This window comes from Vallitalea pronyensis (assembly GCF_018141445.1).
Taxonomy (GTDB): Bacteria; Bacillota; Clostridia; order Lachnospirales; family Vallitaleaceae; genus Vallitalea; species Vallitalea pronyensis.
Genome location: NZ_CP058649.1, coordinates 2,487,723 through 2,504,096 on the forward strand (window position 1 = coordinate 2,487,723; position 16,374 = coordinate 2,504,096).

General features: G+C 36.5%; 17 protein-coding genes. All 17 read left to right on the plus strand.

Features of this window, described 5'->3' with window-relative positions:
* Nucleotides 1–18 precede the first annotated feature (18 nt).
* The 17 genes from HZI73_RS10270 (at nt 19) to HZI73_RS10350 (ending at nt 16,191) form a co-directional block, all read left to right on the plus strand.
* Nucleotides 19–156: a hypothetical protein gene (locus HZI73_RS10270; RefSeq protein ID WP_212698942.1), complete on the plus strand. Its 138-nt coding sequence runs from the start codon at nt 19–21 to the stop codon at nt 154–156.
* Nucleotides 157–498: 342 nt separating this feature from the next.
* Entirely contained in the window at nt 499–2,277 is a 1,779-nt protein-coding gene (locus tag HZI73_RS10275) for a methyl-accepting chemotaxis protein (RefSeq protein WP_212698151.1), read from the plus strand.
* A gap of 135 nt (nt 2,278–2,412) precedes the next feature.
* On the plus strand, nt 2,413–2,982 hold the full coding sequence (locus tag HZI73_RS10280) for a flavodoxin family protein (RefSeq protein ID WP_212698152.1): 570 nt from the start codon (nt 2,413–2,415) through the stop codon (nt 2,980–2,982).
* Nucleotides 2,983–3,184: 202 nt separating this feature from the next.
* The gene (locus tag HZI73_RS10285) at nt 3,185–4,078 is read left to right on the plus strand and encodes a sugar phosphate isomerase/epimerase (RefSeq protein WP_212698153.1); all 894 of its coding nucleotides are present in this window, start codon (nt 3,185–3,187) and stop codon (nt 4,076–4,078) included.
* A 295-nt stretch (nt 4,079–4,373) separates the two neighbouring features.
* Nucleotides 4,374–4,556 (plus strand): hypothetical protein, encoded by a 183-nt coding sequence (locus HZI73_RS10290; RefSeq protein WP_212698154.1) that lies wholly within the window; start codon nt 4,374–4,376, stop codon nt 4,554–4,556.
* A gap of 88 nt (nt 4,557–4,644) precedes the next feature.
* A complete protein-coding gene (gene fsa / locus HZI73_RS10295) occupies nt 4,645–5,289 on the plus strand; it encodes a fructose-6-phosphate aldolase (RefSeq protein ID WP_212698155.1) in 645 nt (214 codons plus the stop codon).
* A 122-nt stretch (nt 5,290–5,411) separates the two neighbouring features.
* On the plus strand, nt 5,412–5,930 hold the full coding sequence (locus tag HZI73_RS10300; RefSeq protein ID WP_212698156.1) for a spore coat protein: 519 nt from the start codon (nt 5,412–5,414) through the stop codon (nt 5,928–5,930).
* A 25-nt stretch (nt 5,931–5,955) separates the two neighbouring features.
* The gene (locus HZI73_RS10305; RefSeq protein ID WP_212698157.1) at nt 5,956–6,510 is read left to right on the plus strand and encodes a rubrerythrin family protein; all 555 of its coding nucleotides are present in this window, start codon (nt 5,956–5,958) and stop codon (nt 6,508–6,510) included.
* Between the two features lie 167 nt (nt 6,511–6,677).
* Nucleotides 6,678–7,448, plus strand: a complete 771-nt coding sequence (locus HZI73_RS10310; protein ID WP_212698158.1) for an IclR family transcriptional regulator — start codon at nt 6,678–6,680, stop codon at nt 7,446–7,448.
* A 211-nt stretch (nt 7,449–7,659) separates the two neighbouring features.
* Nucleotides 7,660–8,502, plus strand: coding sequence for a 5-dehydro-4-deoxy-D-glucuronate isomerase (kduI, locus tag HZI73_RS10315; protein ID WP_212698159.1), 843 nt, complete (start codon nt 7,660–7,662; stop codon nt 8,500–8,502).
* 12 nt (nt 8,503–8,514) lie between these two features.
* Nucleotides 8,515–9,273 carry a 2-dehydro-3-deoxy-D-gluconate 5-dehydrogenase KduD gene (gene kduD / locus HZI73_RS10320; RefSeq protein ID WP_212698160.1) on the plus strand — a complete coding sequence of 253 codons (759 nt, stop codon included), beginning with the start codon at nt 8,515–8,517 and terminating at the stop codon, nt 9,271–9,273.
* Nucleotides 9,274–9,623: 350 nt separating this feature from the next.
* Complete coding sequence (locus HZI73_RS10325) at nt 9,624–11,177, plus strand: Kelch repeat-containing protein (protein ID WP_212698161.1); 1,554 nt, start codon at nt 9,624–9,626, stop codon at nt 11,175–11,177.
* A 447-nt stretch (nt 11,178–11,624) separates the two neighbouring features.
* Nucleotides 11,625–13,091 carry an NADP-dependent glyceraldehyde-3-phosphate dehydrogenase gene (locus HZI73_RS10330; RefSeq protein ID WP_212698162.1) on the plus strand — a complete coding sequence of 489 codons (1,467 nt, stop codon included), beginning with the start codon at nt 11,625–11,627 and terminating at the stop codon, nt 13,089–13,091.
* A 185-nt stretch (nt 13,092–13,276) separates the two neighbouring features.
* Nucleotides 13,277–13,879, plus strand: coding sequence for a TetR/AcrR family transcriptional regulator (locus HZI73_RS10335; protein ID WP_212698163.1), 603 nt, complete (start codon nt 13,277–13,279; stop codon nt 13,877–13,879).
* A 53-nt stretch (nt 13,880–13,932) separates the two neighbouring features.
* Nucleotides 13,933–14,787, plus strand: coding sequence for an ABC transporter ATP-binding protein (locus tag HZI73_RS10340; RefSeq protein WP_212698164.1), 855 nt, complete (start codon nt 13,933–13,935; stop codon nt 14,785–14,787).
* Nucleotides 14,784–15,482 (plus strand): fluoroquinolone export ABC transporter permease subunit, encoded by a 699-nt coding sequence (locus tag HZI73_RS10345; RefSeq protein ID WP_212698165.1) that lies wholly within the window; start codon nt 14,784–14,786, stop codon nt 15,480–15,482. The genes HZI73_RS10340 and HZI73_RS10345 overlap by 4 nt, the downstream gene beginning before the upstream one ends.
* Before the next feature lies 1 nt (nt 15,483).
* Nucleotides 15,484–16,191 carry a hypothetical protein gene (locus HZI73_RS10350; protein WP_212698166.1) on the plus strand — a complete coding sequence of 236 codons (708 nt, stop codon included), beginning with the start codon at nt 15,484–15,486 and terminating at the stop codon, nt 16,189–16,191.
* Nucleotides 16,192–16,374: the final 183 nt, after the last annotated feature.

Genomic DNA, 16,374 nt, shown 5'->3' on the forward strand with positions numbered 1-16,374 from the left:
CATAGTATGAGGTGAATAATGATGGCAAAAGACAGTCAACCTGACAATAAAAAGGCACGTATGGAAAAAAGCAATTATCAAACCCCCATCACAAGGGAAAATATGAATCATAATCCAAATGCTAAGAAACAATCTATAAAACGTAATGACGTATAAGTTGCTTATGTCATGGAGTTTTATTTGACTTAGTGTGTCATTTAATTCTTTTAGAAATTATAGGAATAGGAAGGGCTGAAAAATACGATCATCCGGTAATATCATTGGTCAGATTCTTTGGCTCCTTTTTTATTGGAACTAGGCGTAAAGTACTATTTTTCCATCTTATACCATCTATCCCTCATCCTATAAACCTTGTCTTCATAAGGCTTTATGTTAATCATGTTATAAAATTAATAGAAATCGCTTCGCTGCGTCAGTTGAAAAAAATATTAGACTTTGATATAATGTCATTAAAGTTTCGTCAATTTTCAACACAATACTATGATAGGTGGTTATGGGATGACAAAACAAAGGGATTTTCGAATGAAACAAAGTTTTTGGAAGACTGCACTCATATTAAGTTTAAGTGTTATTGGTACAATGCTTATTATGTATTTTGTTACCGATATCTTAATCAGAGGCATTCTTGTAGTGGTTCTATTAGGTGCAGCACTATTCATACTCAAGTTAATGAGTAAGGGTAATGGTACATATGTAACGGAAGACACAGAGGTACTTACAGAAGTGACAGAAACAGATGACTTACAAGAGCGACTCAAACAAATAGCTGTATCGGCAGAAGGTATTATAAAAGATGGTTACACCAAACAGCTACCTGTTATCGCCAACGATGATATCGGAAAAATTGCAGAAGCTTTTAATTATTTATTGGACCACATAAAAGGTTTTGTAAAAGAGCTAGATGATCTATCAGAAGAATCATCCGATACAAGTCGTAATCTCGCAGATATAACAGAGCGTACCTCTTGTGTCATGGAAGAAGTCACAGCAACACTAGAAGAATTAACATCGAATACGGTTCAGTTAAATGGCAGCATAGAAGGTATTGCAGATGGGGCAAAAGAGGTTGAGAATTTAACCAGCTTAGGCATAGCTTCTTTACAAGAATTAGACCATAAGATGACACATATTGTCCAAGAAGCTGATCAAGCAACCTTAAGTATTCAAGAGTTAAATAAAGCGTCTGAGAAGATGAAAGGTATTATCGACGTCATATCAGGTATAGCCAAGCAAACCAATCTATTAGCACTCAATGCGGCCATTGAAGCGGCACGAGCAGGTGAGATGGGAAAAGGTTTTGCCGTTGTAGCAGATGAAGTTAGAATCTTAGCAGGTAATACACAAGAATCTCTAGAAAACATCAGTGATTTAATCAGTAGTTTTTCTTATGAAACATCCAAAACCGTTCAATTAATAGACTCCAATAATAAAGACATTGTAGAAGGTGGCGCTATCCTAAAAGAGACCTCCAATACATTTAATGTGATTGCAGAAAATATATCGCATATGGTAGAAGGCATTAATAAATCCGTATCTGCCAGTTCACAGATAGCTAGCGGTAGTCAGGAAATAGCTTCTGCAACAGGCGTACAAACGAACGCTATGTCAGAAATAGCAGATATGTCTCAGAAATTATCAAACATGTCAACGCAGTTAAAATCTACTTTAGCAGATACACAAATAGGTGGGGCAGATATACAATTTGATTTGGCTGGTTATGATCAAAACCTATCCTTAATATCACCCAGTCAGAAAACAGATTTAAAACAGTCCATTGGTGTTGATCAGAAGTTTGTCATTGGTATGATTGCACGACTAGAACCCATAAAAGGCTATGAGTTCTTTATCCGAGGTATGAAAGCGTTGCTGAACCAATATAGCAATGCCATATGTATCATTGTTGGTGATGGTTCTCTTGAGCAATCATTAAAAGAACAAGTGAGACGTGAAAATCTTGGAGACAGCATTAAATTTTTAGGCTATCGAAAAGACATACAAAAGCTATTATCCATCATGGATGTGGTTGTCTTAACATCACAAAAAGAAGGGATGCCTCCACAAATTTTAGTAGAAGCCATGGCTTCAAGTAAACCAGTAGTAGCGACGAATGTAAAAGGCAATAAAATATTAGTTAAGCATAATAAAACTGGGCTTCTTGTGGATTATAATGATACAATGTCCCTATCCAAGTCCATTGAAATGTTCATCCAAGATCCTAATAAAGGCGTGGACTATGGACAAGCGGGAAGAAAACGATTGGAAGATTTAATGGGTTAATAATTATATTTTCAATTGAAGAATAATAGGATATACTATTGGTTCTTCTATAAAAGCGAGATAACCCAACAGCTTTTATGGATTAACAGTGTATCTCATAACATGGAATTGAAAAGATAATTAGGAGGTTTAGGAATGAAAGTAGTAGCTTTTAATGGTAGTCCAAGGAAGAATGGGAATACATATACCTTATTGCAGGTCGTTTTACAGTCATTAGAACAGCAGGGGTTTGAAACGGAGCTTATCCAAGTTGGTGACAGAAATATACATGGGTGTATCGCTTGTGGTGTCTGTCGTAAACAAGCTAACAACCGTTGTGTGTTTGAAGACGATGTGGTTAATGAAGCTATTGGTAAGATGGTGGAAGCAGATGGCATTCTATTAGGTTCGCCTGTTTATTTTGGTACATTAGCTGCGCAGATGAAGGCATTTATTGATCGTGTGGGCTTTGTAACCAGACCCGAACGCCTTTTAAAAAGAAAAGTATGTGCGGCTGTTGTTGCTCAACGTAGAGATGGTGCCATATCAGCATTTAACTCCATAAACAATATGTTTACCATATCTGAAGCCATTGTCGTTGGAGCAAATTATTGGAATGTAGGGCTTGGTAAAGGCGAAGGTGATGTGAGCAATGACCAGGAAGGTATTGATAATATGAAGAACCTAGCTGATAATATGGCATGGCTGTTGAAAAAAATTAATTAAAATGGCTGGTTATTATGTAACTTATTCATTTATGTAGGAAAATTTTTTACGGAAGTATGGTGAACCATATAGTATGTTAATGATCTCCTTGCATTTGATGCTTCTATCTATCCATGAGGCATATAAAGTAGCAAGAGTTGTACGTTAACATATTATATGGTTTTAATTTTATATATCACGTTTAGATGAAGGGGAAATGACGATGAAACGATTGATGATTGGGCAGTATGGACATTTTGATAAAAATAAACAAGGAAGAGATTATCGGGATTACTTTTTTGGTGTTGAGGTCTGTATGATGGAAAAAGAGGAAGATATTGTTGCATTGGTTAGAGAGGCACAACATCAGCAATTTCAGATAGGGGTTCATTTTCCATTGCGAAAAGCAAGGGAATTGAGAGATCCTTTGGTTCTAGCCATAAATCAAGATGTTAAAGATAAAGCATATGCTTGTATTGAGGATGAAATTGCTTACATCCATGAAAAGATGAAACCATCCTATATATTGTTTCATTATCCCAAACCTGTGATAATTAGTAAGGCAGTTGATTGGCGTCATTGGCGATTTGGTGATGAAAGGGAATTTGTTGAAGAAGCAGCATATGACTATGAAACATTTCTATCCGATAGCGAAAGGTTTCTTGAATATTTAACTCAGCAAGCAACCATTTATGGTTTTACACCTATTTTGGAATTAGACGGTCTCAATGCATATATGGTTCATCGCGAAGGCTTTATCAAGCTACTGGATAAATACTCTGTTGTAAAGATATGCTTGGATATTTCCAGATTACATTTACAAGCATGTATGGACCAAGCATTTAACCCCTTTGAAACCGTTGTAAAGTATGCACCCTATACGGAGCTTGTTCATTTATCTAACGGACGTTTAGAGGATAATCACACCAATAACCATTATCCTGCTTTGCCGGAATTATCAAGTGATAAGGGGTGGGCAGATATTGAACACTATCTATCTACAATGAATCATTACAATAAGCAGTATAAGTTGCTTTTTGAACACCGTTCTGACCGTATTACAGATGAGCAGTTAGAAGCTTGTTACACGTGGGTTAACAGGTTAATTAACACTTAGTTGATAGGATGTATTTCATAGGACTTCTAGAAAAACGCATTGGTAAAGTCTTAATGGGCATTATTTCTTGGGAAATACTTCAGTACAGATTTTTTTAATAAGTGTGTATAAAAATCGATAAAAAGTATATATATCAGCATATGAAATATTTTTTAGTACAGAGAGAATAATAGTTTTAAAAAAGGTAATAATAATCATGGAAAAATTAACCTGAGATAATGGATGAATAAGCATCATACTTGTAATGAAGTATGATGACTTTGAAGACTTATGAAAATGAATAGGAGGTACATCCATGGAATTATCACCAAAAGATTGTCTAAAGAAAGCGATACTGGATACACAAGAGAAGGTTAGAGATTATGAAACCCATGCCAAAAACATTGAAGACGAAGCCATCAGTAACTGTTTTAAAAAATATGCAGAAGAAGAAGGCCGACAAGCAGCAGAATTACAAGAGCTACTCAATAAATATTAAAAGTGAGGCCTATCGCCTCATTTTTTATGCTTTATAAATTGCCCAAATTTTGTTAATATATAGATGGAGAAAGAAAGGAGACAGTCATATGAAAATATTTATTGATACAGCAAATGTAAATGAAATTCGTGAAGCCAGTGAAATGGGTATCATTTGTGGTGTAACAACCAATCCTTCACTTATTGCTAGAGAAGGTAGAAATTTTAAAGAAGTGGTATCCGAGATTACAGAAATTGTCGATGGACCTATCAGTGCAGAAGTGATCAGCTTAGAATCTGAGGGTATGGTGAATGAAGCAAGGGATCTTGCAAAGATTCATGATAACATCGTCATTAAGATTCCCATGACAGTGGAAGGGTTAAAAGCAGTAAAGATTCTAAGCCAAGAAGGTATAGACACCAATGTGACGTTAGTATTCTCAGCAGCTCAAGCATTATTGGCGGCTAGAGCAGGTGCAACTTATGTGAGCCCATTTATTGGAAGACTTGATGATATTGGTGCTGGTGGAATGCCTGTTGTGGAAGATATAGCTGAAATCTTTGCTATACATGACATAGAGACGGAAATTATAGCAGCAAGTATCAGAGGTCCTATCCATGTATCCGAAGCAGCTCTTGCTGGAGCCCATATAGCCACAATTCCTTTTAAAGTTCTTATGCAATTAACAAAGCATCCTCTTACGGATCGTGGTATTGAACGTTTTTTGAAAGACTGGGAAAGCGTTCCTAAGTAAATGATGTTCATCATCATTCTCTAATTATATTGCATTGAAAGACAAGCATTAGCCCTAATTGGCTGATGCTTTTTTGTATAATTTTAACAAACGATGCAAAAGCTACTAGGGAGGTGATAAGGATGAGCATTCAATTAAGTCAAAAAGAACGTATGATATTAGAAGATGAGAAACACATGGAAGAGATTTGTGTGAAAAAGTATACCAGTTATGCAGAACAAGCAAAAGACCCCGCATTAAAGCAGTTATTTACTAAAATAGCCGGACAGGAACAACATCATTATGATATGGTAGATGATTTGCTAAATGGTAAAGAACCACCAAATATGCAAGGGAGTGGTGGACAAGGACAGCAAAAACAACAACAGCAAGGGAATCAAAATACCCATAAAACAAAACCCCGAGAAGAATTTACAGATCAGGGTTTTGGTAATGCTATGGATAATGTAAGTGATGAAGTGCTATGCAGTGATTTATTAGCTACAGAGAAATATGTTGCTAGCACGTATAATGTTGCCGTTTTTGAAGCCGCTAACCCAGTGGTAAGACAGGCTGTTCAACATATTCAACAAGAAGAACAAGGACATGGTCAGATGTTGTTTGATTACATGCAAAGTCATGGCATGTATCAAGTAGAATAAAAGACTAAAAAATGGAGGTAATGATATGGCTGTAAAGAATGCTATGACAGCTGATTTCTTGCGCTCTGCTTATGGTGGAGAGAGTATGGCTCATATGCGTTATTTAATATGGGGACATGTAGCAGCAAAAGAAGGGATGCCCAATATTGGCAGGCTATTTGAGGCAATTGCATATGCAGAATATGCCCATGCGGACAATCACTTTCGTGTGTTAGGAGATGAAAAAGGGGACCATACAGTAGCGGCGGGTGCAGTCTTTGGTGTTGGTAAAACCAGTGAGAATCTTCAAGGGGCTATTGATGGTGAACTTCATGAAATAAATCAAATGTACCCTGTATATCTGGAAACAGCCAAGTTCCAAGATGAAAAAGGTGCGAAGATAGCTTTTCATTATGCATTAGAAGCTGAGAAAATCCATGCCAAATTATTTCAGGAAGCTCAGCATTATGCCAAAGAAGAAAAAGACATGCCTATAGAAGAAATCTATATATGCCCGGTATGTGGTTTTACTCATGTAGGTCATCCACCAGACAAGTGCCCTGTATGTGGTGTGGATAAGAATAAATTTAAAGTGTTTTAAAGATAGGACCCTGAGATTGTCATGTTTCAGGGTCTTCCTATTTAATCATCGATTAGTTAGTAAGAGATAAGGGTAACCTTAACCTACACCAACATGCCATATATTTACATAAAGATAGATATTTGCTATAATAAAGCAAACAATAACAGGAGATTCAGGAGGAAACTATGTCAAAAAGTACATTGCAGACCGTTGAGCGGGCTTTTCATATTCTTGAGATTTTGTCAGAAGAAGCCAATGGCTTAACAGCCACAGAGATTGAAAAAAAATTGCAATTAAACAAGAGTACTGTTCACCGTCTATTAATGACGTTGTTAAGTAAAGGGTTCATTGAAAAAAGAGAAAATACCAATGCTTACATTATAGGGCTTAAGATGGTGGAACTTAGCAGTATTCGATTAAATAACATAGAGTTAAAAACAGAAGCAGTACCCTATCTACGTGAATTATCATATAAACTAAATCAACCGGTACAGTTAGCTACTTATCGAGACGGTGATGCTGTATTTATTGAAAAAATTGAACCCATTAATTCCATCAGGGTATATTCTCAAATAGGTAAACGCATTCCAGCTTATTGCTGTTCAGTAGGAAAAGCCATGTTAGTACAATGGAGTGACGATACAATACGGGAGATGCTGCAAGATACCAGTTGGATTGCTTATACACCTACCACATTACAAAATATAGACAGTTTGATAAAAGAAGTGAATGAAGCTAGACAAACTGGATTTGCTATTGATAATGAAGAACATGAAGAAGGGATATTCTGTATAGCTGCACCCATTTATGATTATCGAGGGGATATCATTGCAGCCATAAGTACAGCAGGTACGAATAAAGAATTTCTTGTGGACCATGATGCCCCCATTATTCGTGAAGTGAAAGATACAGCAGCTCATATCTCTGCACGTATGGGCTATCATCTCCAGAATTAGTAATGATAAAAGGTATTTCATTGATGACATACATGTCATCATATGGGGTATCTTTTTTAATTTGCAAAAATACCCCATGTACCCATTGTTCCAAATAGTGAAACTAAGTATTATTAAATGAAAAATACATTGACAAGGTGAAGCTGAGAGTGTTAAACTATTTATATAATAAAGATATACATTATATCGCAAAAATGAGGAGGAAATGAGTATGGAAATTAGACAACCAGCCAATTCAAAAGATGCCAAACATTATACAACAGATCGGTTGAGAGAAGAATTTTTAATAGAAGACTTATTTATACCTGGTGAAATTAAACGTGTTTATAGCCATATCGACCGTATTATCACCATGGGTATATGTCCAAGCGATAAAAGCCTTGGATTAGGTGAAAACTTAGATATATGGAAGACCTTAGGTACGACCTACTTTCTAGAGCGAAGAGAATTAGGTATGATTAATGTGGGTGGTAAAGGTTCGGTTACTGTAGATGGCGACGTGTTCACATTGAATGCGCGTGATGGTTTATATGTTGCAAAAGGTGCTAAAGAAGTTACATTTGCTAGTGATGACCCTAGTAATCCGGCCAAATTCTATACTTTAAGTGCTCCAGCTCATACGGCTTACAAAAATGTACATATTGATATGACAAAGGCAAAACAAGTTGATTTAGGCTCCCAAGAAAGTTGTAATAAGCGAACAATTTTCCAATATATTCATCCAGAAGTTGTGGACAGCTGTCAACTGATGATGGGATTAACGAAGATGGCAGATGGTAATGTATGGAATACCATGCCTGCTCATACCCATGAACGTCGAATGGAAGTTTATTTCTACTTTGATTTACCAGAAGATGCTGCTGTGTTTCATTATATGGGTGAGCCTACAGAAACAAGACATATCCTCACGAAGAATGAGCAAGCGGTTATATCGCCCAGCTGGTCCATTCATTCTGGCTGTGGTACATGTGCATATTCATTTATATGGGGTATGGTAGGTGAGAATAAAGCATTTGATGATATGGATCACATTAAAATCGTAGACATGAAATAGGAGGTAATGCAAATGGGTACGCATTTTTCTTTAGAAGGTAAAGTAGCTATCGTTACAGGATGCAGTACGGGACTTGGTCAAGGTATGACTGTTGGTCTTTCAGAAGCAGGAGCCGATATTGTCGGAGTGGATTATGTAGAAGCACCTGAAACAAAAAAAATGGTAGAATCACTAGGGCGTCAATACCTTTCCATTCAGGCCAATCTATTGACCATTGATCCTATTCAAGGCATCGTTGACCAAGCAGTAGAGACATATGGTCATGTAGATATTTTAGTGAATAATGCAGGTATTATTCGCCGTGAAGATGCCATTGATTTTACAGAAAAAGACTGGGATGATGTAATGGATATTAATATAAAAACCGTATTCTTCTTCAGTCAGGCTGTAGCTAAGCAATATATGAAACAACAATCAGGTGGGAAGATCATTAACATTGCATCCATGTTATCTTTCCAAGGTGGTATTCGTGTACCATCTTATACCGCTAGTAAGAGTGGGGTTATGGGCATTACCAGGTTATGTGCCAATGAATGGGCGAAAGAAAATATCAATGTGAATGCTATTGCTCCAGGTTACATGAGTACCAATAATACAAAAGCTCTTAGAGAAGACTCAGCGAGAAGTGCAGAGATACTGGGTAGAATTCCAGCTAACCGTTGGGGATTACCTTCTGATTTAGCAGGGCCTATTGTATTCTTAGCATCCTCAGCAAGTGATTATGTTAATGGTTATACTTTGGCTGTTGATGGTGGCTGGTTAGCAAGATAGTGATGTGTTAATATACCAGTTTATTGTGTAAAGCCAAAGTATGATGAAAAATAGAAAAATATAAGTAAGCGTTAATGATAAAACATATGGGTTGATGATATTCTGTATCTATAGCTTTTTTAAGCGGTGGTAAGATGCAAGAATAACTGTCATCAAACCATATGTTTTTTATGTGTTTCTAAGAAAGTCTGTAATTAAAGGTGTGATATAATAAGTTGTTTATTAAATGGATAAAAATAAAATATTTATATAACATTAGGTCGTAAGTTGTCGATTAATTATTATAGAAGAATTTGATTTTTTCATTTATAATAAGAATGTACAGAATATATTATAAAGGAGAAAAATGTATGGTAAAAAAAACAGTAAGGTTAATGGTTTTGTTGATGTTCGTATCCATGTTAAGCTCCATGACAGCTTATGCAGAAGCAGACTTGGGATCTTGGACAACTAAGGCGAGTATATCAACAGATAAGTATGGAGTAGGAACAGTAGGAGTAAATGGAAAGATATATGTTATTGGTGGGCATGGACTAGGAGGACTAGGAGGTAATTTCAATACAGTTGAAGAATATAATGCAGTAACAAATCAGTGGACAATAAAAAGTAATATGCCAACTCCTAGATCAGCTTTAAGTGTAGTAGAAGTAAATGGTAAAATATATGCTATAGGTGGCCAAAGTGATAAATATACAAATGTCGTTGAAGAATATAACCCCATTACAGATCAATGGACAAAGAAAACCAGTATGCAGTTTGCTAGAAATGGATTAGGACTAGCAGCAGTAAATGGTAAAATATATGCCATTGGAGGTCACGACGGTAATGGTTACGTCAAGGAAATAGAAGAATACGATCCATTAACAAATACGTGGAAAATAGTAACGACCATACCAACCACAAGGGCACACCTTGGGGTTGCAGTGGCTAATGAAAAGATATATGTTATTGGAGGTAGTGAAGATTCAACTATATTTAATGTAGTGGAGGAATATGACCCAGTGACAAAAATATGGACAACAAAAGCAAGTATGCCAACCTCCAGATATGGATTAGGTGTAACGGAAGTAAAAGGTAAGTTATATGCTATAGGTGGGACTAATAATGGCACTTATAACACAGTAGAAGAGTACGACCCTATAACAGATTCGTGGAAAACCATGACAAGTATGCCAACACCCAGAAGGTACTTAGGTGTTGCGCAGTTAAATGGTAAAGTTTATGCCATTGGTGGAACTGACAATAATCATCGTTTTAACACTGTAGAAGAATACACACCTCCAGCACCAGAGCCAACATTTATTTTAGACATTGAACCCCAACAAGAAAAAATCAATCTATTTCATACGGTGACAGCGGACTTAGTGATTGATAACATAACCGATATAGTAGCAGAAGATATACGTATCCAATACGATCAAGACAAGCTAGAATTCTTAGGTTTTGAAGAAGTGGCTGGTATGAAGCTTGTGCAATCCATTGAAGATACAGGCAAAGGGCAGTTAAGGGTTATCATAGCAAGTATGGGTGAAACCAATATTATTCATGGAAAGGAAGTTCTACTGCAACTTAAGTTCAAAGGTATTGGTGAGGGAGAAGCTGTTATTGATATAACAAAGGGTAGAGTAACAGATGGTATCACCATAGAAAAGGATTTATTGGCTGAGGCATGTGGCAAAGGCAGCATAACCATCGAGGCATTAAAAGATGTGGATAACAGTGGAGCATTTACATTACTGGACTTAGGAATTGATGCACGGCATTTAACAAAAGATCCTACAATTCCTGAATTAGAGATGTATCATACAGATATTGTAGAAAACGGTGTAATCGACGAAGCAGATCTATTAGCTATAGCTCAGTACATATTAGATAATCCTAATTACACACCTAATAACGAATAGTGTTAGCTAAGAATAGGTTAGAAATGAATTTATTATGAACATCTTAAAGGGTAGATTTCTACCCTTTTTTTATGTGGCACGAAAAAAGTATTCTAATTTATAGATATAGATTATACATTCTTATACCACCTATTTATATGTGGCTAAAAGATGGTATGCATGTATGCTGAAGATGAGCAAGATACAAGATGATCGATGCGTAAGGAATTGAAAAATTTACGTATAGCAATACTGTTGAAACCTTAACAGAAATGTACCTATAACTTATCTATTATTTGGGTATATAAACTTTACGAATGGAAAATAATACTATAGAATATAAATGAAAGTGAGGGTGCCTATCGTCATGATGCAAAATGTATCATGGATGATACGCCAATATAAGTGGATAATAGTATGTTGCACGTGGTTATAGTATTCATAAAATATTAATAGAGGTGATGGTCAATGTTTCAAGACATTAAAGAGAATAATCAGTATAAGAATTTAATAAATGGTCAGTGGGTTGTATCGGATAACAAACTCACCATACATTCCCCAATAGATGGTTCTGAGGTAGGCAAAATTCAGGCCATGTCCAAAGAAGAGGTTAATGAGGCTGTAGAAGGTGCTAAGAAAGCTTATCCTATATGGGCAGCAAAATCAGTAAGTGAAAGAGCAGATATCTTGCATAAGGCAGCAGGTTTATTAGAAGAACGAGTTGATGCCATCGCAGATGTTTTGGCAAATGAAATTGCTAAGGATCTAGGCGGTGCTAAGTCAGAGGTTATTCGGACGGTTGATTTTATGAGGTTTACAGCTGATGAAGGCAAAAGAATTCAAGGTGAAACATTACAGGGTGATGGTTTTCACGGCTTTTCCAAAGATAAGTTAGCATTTGTTACAAGAGAACCCGTTGGCGTTGTGCTTGCTATTTCACCCTTTAACTATCCCGTTAATTTATCTGCTTCTAAGATTGCACCGGCTCTCATGGCAGGAAATAGTGTGGTTTTTAAACCACCTACACAGGGGTCCATTAGTGCACTTCACTTGGCCAAGGTTTTTCAAGATGCAGGATTGCCCGATGGGGTACTCAACACGGTCACTGGAAAGGGTTCTGATATTGGTGATTTCATCATTCAACATGAAGCCATTGATTTAATCAATTTTACAGGCAGCAGCGGCGTAGGGAAACATATATCCGATGTAACATCCATGGTGCCTACCATTATGGAGTTAGGCGGTAAAGACGCTGCTATTGTGCTTGAAGATGCAGACATGGAGCATGCAGCCAATAATATTGTAAAAGGAGCATTTAGCTATTCAGGTCAACGCTGTACAGCACTTAAAAGAGTGTTGGTTTTGGAAAGCATTGCTGATCAGTTAGTGGAGCTCATCACACAGGGCGTCTCTCAATTAAAAGTAGGGAGTCCATTTGATCATGCTACCATTACACCATTAATTAATGAACAAGCAGCAGATTTTGTCCAAGAGCTGATAGACGATGCCATTGAAAAAGGTGCAACCCTTAAGCTTGGTAATAAGCGGGACAAAAATTTATTATACCCTACAGTATTTGACCATGTAACAACAGATATGCGTATTGCATGGGAAGAGCCTTTTGGTCCTGTTCTCCCCATTATACGTGTTCAATCCATTGATGAAGCTATTGCTATAGCCAATGCATCAGAATATGGATTACAGTCATCTATTTTCACCAATGATATCGATGATGCATTTCACATTGCCAGGTTATTAGAGGTTGGAACCGTTCAGATTAACAATAAAACTGAACGAGGACCAGACCACTTCCCATTCTTAGGTGTAAAAGCGTCAGGTATGGGTACCCAAGGTATACGGTATAGTATTGAGGCCATGAGCCGTCCTAAAGCCATTGTTGTGAATCTAAGAGCAAGGAGTGACCAAGAAGGATAGCTAATACATGAAAACCAGCTTTCATAAGCTTGGAAGAACTTATAAAGTATAATGTTACAATTGTTTTTTAGTATCTAAGTATCACCCTTGGAGCACGATACAATTACTTTCTAATAGATAGCCATAGAAAATCATTGACAAGGGTGATATTTTATATTATATTAAAAAATAACAGGTGATATTTTATGCAAGTCAAAAAAGATGAAATGAAAAATGCTCTATTAAAAAGTGGTGAAAAAGAATTTTTAGAAAAAGGCTATGAAAAGGCTTCTATTCGTAAAATTGTTAAGCAGGCAGGAACGACTATTGGTAACTTCTATAATTATTTTGCTAACAAAGAGGCTTTATTTGATGAGCTTGTATATGAAGAATACCATCAGTTTATACACTTTATTCAGCATCATAATGATGTGGAGCGACCAGATTATTTATGGCATGAATTTAATCCTACATTATGGCGGGCAGTTCTATCTGAGCTTATGGATGAAATGATACCTCACTTTGGTACAGGTATGGTTTTAATCTTGGATAGTAGTAAAGGAACAAAATACGAGGGAAGTAAAGAGAAAGTCATTAAAATCATTCAAGACCACTTTATCGAACATCTTGAAAAACTGGATAACAAGGATATACCCCTTGGGTTTGCTGAAGTCATAGCCATTCAGATGGCTGAAGGCATCATTACGATACTCAAAAAATATAGTGACCCTAAAATAAGAAGAGAATACCTGATGAACTATGTTCTGTTCTATGCTGTTGGCACAATGGGTCTTATAGGTGGCTTATAATTTTTTTTGCATTAAAAAAGAACACCTGATATTTATTAGAAGGAGGTTATAAGATGATTCAAGTTAGTGATCTAAATTATGTGTATAAGAAATCGGGGAAATTAGCTGTTAAACAAGTAAATTTTGATATTAAGCAAGGTGAAATTTTTGGGTTTTTAGGGCCTAGCGGGGCAGGTAAGACAACTACCCAACGCTTGATTATTGGTTTGCTAAGAGGGTATACAGGGCATATTCAAGTAATGGGGAAGGAAAGAAGTGCATGGGGAAAGGGATTTTATGAAGATATAGGGGTAGCCTTTGATTTTCCTAACCTCTATCTCAAATTAACAGCTCTTGAAAATCTCAAATTAGTCAGTGCTTATTATAAACGTAAGCCAACAGGGTTTAACACTTTATTGGATAGGGTTGGATTATTAGAAGATCAACATAAGAAGGTAGAAAGTTATTCCAAGGGTATGAAAATGCGCCTTAATTTTATTCGTGCTTTGATGCATGAACCCAAGTTGTTATTTTTTGATGAACCTACTTCAGGACTTGACCCAATTAATGGGAAAATCATCAAGGATACTCTTTTAGGACTAAAAAGTCAAGGAAAGACAATCTTTTTAACAACCCATAACATGACTGTAGCCGAACAATTATGCGACCGTGTTGCACTTATCGTAGACGGTGAAATAAAAGAAATTGACTCCCCTAAGAATCTTACCATGCGTTATGGAGAAAGTGCTGTAAAAGTAGAGTACATGGATGGCAGTCAAGTGAAAGAAGCCACCTTTAATCTGGATTCCATTAACCATAATCAGTCGTTTATGAACGTGATACAATCTAAAAAAATTCTCACCATGCATAGTGGTGAAGCAACCCTAGAGGATGTTTTTATAAAGCTGACAGGGAGGAATTTACAATGAGGTTAAAAGGTGCGCTAATAACGGATTTTAAATTTCAACTAAAGCAAGGATTTTATACCATCTATGCTTTGTTAATAATCATGTACATGGTGGTATTATCTCTGCTACCAGCCAGCTATAAGCATTTCGTATTGCCTGTGTTAATCTATTCAGACCCTGCATTTGTCGGTTTATTTTTCATTGGCGGCATCATCATGTTAGAAAAGATACAGGGTGTTATTAATTATTTAGTCATCACACCACTTTACATAAAAGAATACCTTTTATCAAAGATTCTATCACTTTCTGTCTTAGCTGTAGGGGCTGGAGTTGCTATTACCCTTAGCTCAGGGTATAACGGTTACGTCAATTATGCATTTATGTGCCTTGGGGTATTTTTATCCTCTATATTTTTTATTTTAATTGGCGTTATGATTGTTACAAAATGTCACTCATTGAACCAATACATTGTTTACATGATCCCCCCTATGTTGGTGTTAACACTCCCTTGTCTATCCCTTTTTGGTTCAGGGTATGCCTATGTTTGGACCATTTTACCAAGTGTAGCAGGTCTTCGTATTTTACGAGGTGCTTTTGCCCCATCCAATACCTTGGAAATGATTTGTTTGCTTGTCTATCTACTTCTATGGAATGGGCTGCTATTCCAAAAAGTGGTTCGGATCTTCACAGATAAAATTGTTTATGGAGGTGAGTAAAGTGATAAAATATGCACATATGAAAGCGGACTATAAACAATTAAGACGGGAACCAATGATGTTGTTTCTTATGCTGTTACCCATACTCTTAATAAGCATCGGTAAATTAGCCATCATTTATTTACCACACATTGTGCTGGATTATACAGGGATTAACATAATCGATTACTATGGCTACATTGTAGGTATGGTGTTCCTGCTTGTTGCTGGTATGTTAGGGATTGTTACGGGTTTTATGATGCTTGATGACAAAGATGCTAGAATCTACGAATTAATGTCAATCACACCACTAGGTCGTGAAGGCTATTTATATAATCGCTTAAGTTTGCCAGTTGTCATGACATGGATCTATGGCCTGTTGACATGGGTCGTGTACGATGGTATACAGATCAGCACAGGTCTATTATTGCTGATTCTCATGTTATTGAGTATAGAAGTTATGATGATTGGATTGATTTTACTCTATGTTGCAGATGATAAAGTAAAAGGCCTGACTTATGGAAAAGGTCTAAATATCGTGTTATTATTCAGTTTAGCTGATTTATTAGAAAATCCATTCTTACAAGGTATCGCTAAAGTCGTTCCGACCTATTGGATAACAAAAATACTTATACAGCCTGAAGCTCTCCATATGGTATCCGCATTAGGTGTACATCTTTTATGGTTAGTGGTGATAGGGAGGCGGTTTTATAAAGGGGATATTGGATGATAGATTAGGCGATTTGGCGTATAGAAGCGAAAGAAAATAACCAAATCAAGATTGATTATGGTGCTGACATTAAAACTGGTGATTTCAAAGTGGTGCAAAAGGACATTTGTCCATGGCATTGTCAGGTGGAGAAGATGTTGTTTTTGAAGGAAGTAATGAATAGGCCTTTTTATTGAAAGGCCT

What these genes read in the sequence shown, in the direction of transcription:
- fsa (WP_212698155.1), top strand. Translation starts at nt 4,645, where the DNA reads ATGAAAATATTTATTGATACAGCAAATGTAAATGAAATTCGTGAAGCC.
- HZI73_RS10345 (WP_212698165.1), top strand. Translation starts at nt 14,784, where the DNA reads ATGAGGTTAAAAGGTGCGCTAATAACGGATTTTAAATTTCAACTAAAG.
- HZI73_RS10300 (WP_212698156.1), top strand. Translation starts at nt 5,412, where the DNA reads ATGAGCATTCAATTAAGTCAAAAAGAACGTATGATATTAGAAGATGAG.
- HZI73_RS10330 (WP_212698162.1), top strand. Translation starts at nt 11,625, where the DNA reads ATGTTTCAAGACATTAAAGAGAATAATCAGTATAAGAATTTAATAAAT.
- HZI73_RS10280 (WP_212698152.1), top strand. Translation starts at nt 2,413, where the DNA reads ATGAAAGTAGTAGCTTTTAATGGTAGTCCAAGGAAGAATGGGAATACA.
- HZI73_RS10340 (WP_212698164.1), top strand. Translation starts at nt 13,933, where the DNA reads ATGATTCAAGTTAGTGATCTAAATTATGTGTATAAGAAATCGGGGAAA.
- kduI (WP_212698159.1), top strand. Translation starts at nt 7,660, where the DNA reads ATGGAAATTAGACAACCAGCCAATTCAAAAGATGCCAAACATTATACA.
- HZI73_RS10335 (WP_212698163.1), top strand. Translation starts at nt 13,277, where the DNA reads ATGCAAGTCAAAAAAGATGAAATGAAAAATGCTCTATTAAAAAGTGGT.
- HZI73_RS10275 (WP_212698151.1), top strand. Translation starts at nt 499, where the DNA reads ATGACAAAACAAAGGGATTTTCGAATGAAACAAAGTTTTTGGAAGACT.
- HZI73_RS10290 (WP_212698154.1), top strand. Translation starts at nt 4,374, where the DNA reads ATGGAATTATCACCAAAAGATTGTCTAAAGAAAGCGATACTGGATACA.
- HZI73_RS10270 (WP_212698942.1), top strand. Translation starts at nt 19, where the DNA reads ATGATGGCAAAAGACAGTCAACCTGACAATAAAAAGGCACGTATGGAA.
- HZI73_RS10325 (WP_212698161.1), top strand. Translation starts at nt 9,624, where the DNA reads ATGGTAAAAAAAACAGTAAGGTTAATGGTTTTGTTGATGTTCGTATCC.
- HZI73_RS10305 (WP_212698157.1), top strand. Translation starts at nt 5,956, where the DNA reads ATGGCTGTAAAGAATGCTATGACAGCTGATTTCTTGCGCTCTGCTTAT.
- HZI73_RS10285 (WP_212698153.1), top strand. Translation starts at nt 3,185, where the DNA reads ATGAAACGATTGATGATTGGGCAGTATGGACATTTTGATAAAAATAAA.
- kduD (WP_212698160.1), top strand. Translation starts at nt 8,515, where the DNA reads ATGGGTACGCATTTTTCTTTAGAAGGTAAAGTAGCTATCGTTACAGGA.
- HZI73_RS10310 (WP_212698158.1), top strand. Translation starts at nt 6,678, where the DNA reads ATGTCAAAAAGTACATTGCAGACCGTTGAGCGGGCTTTTCATATTCTT.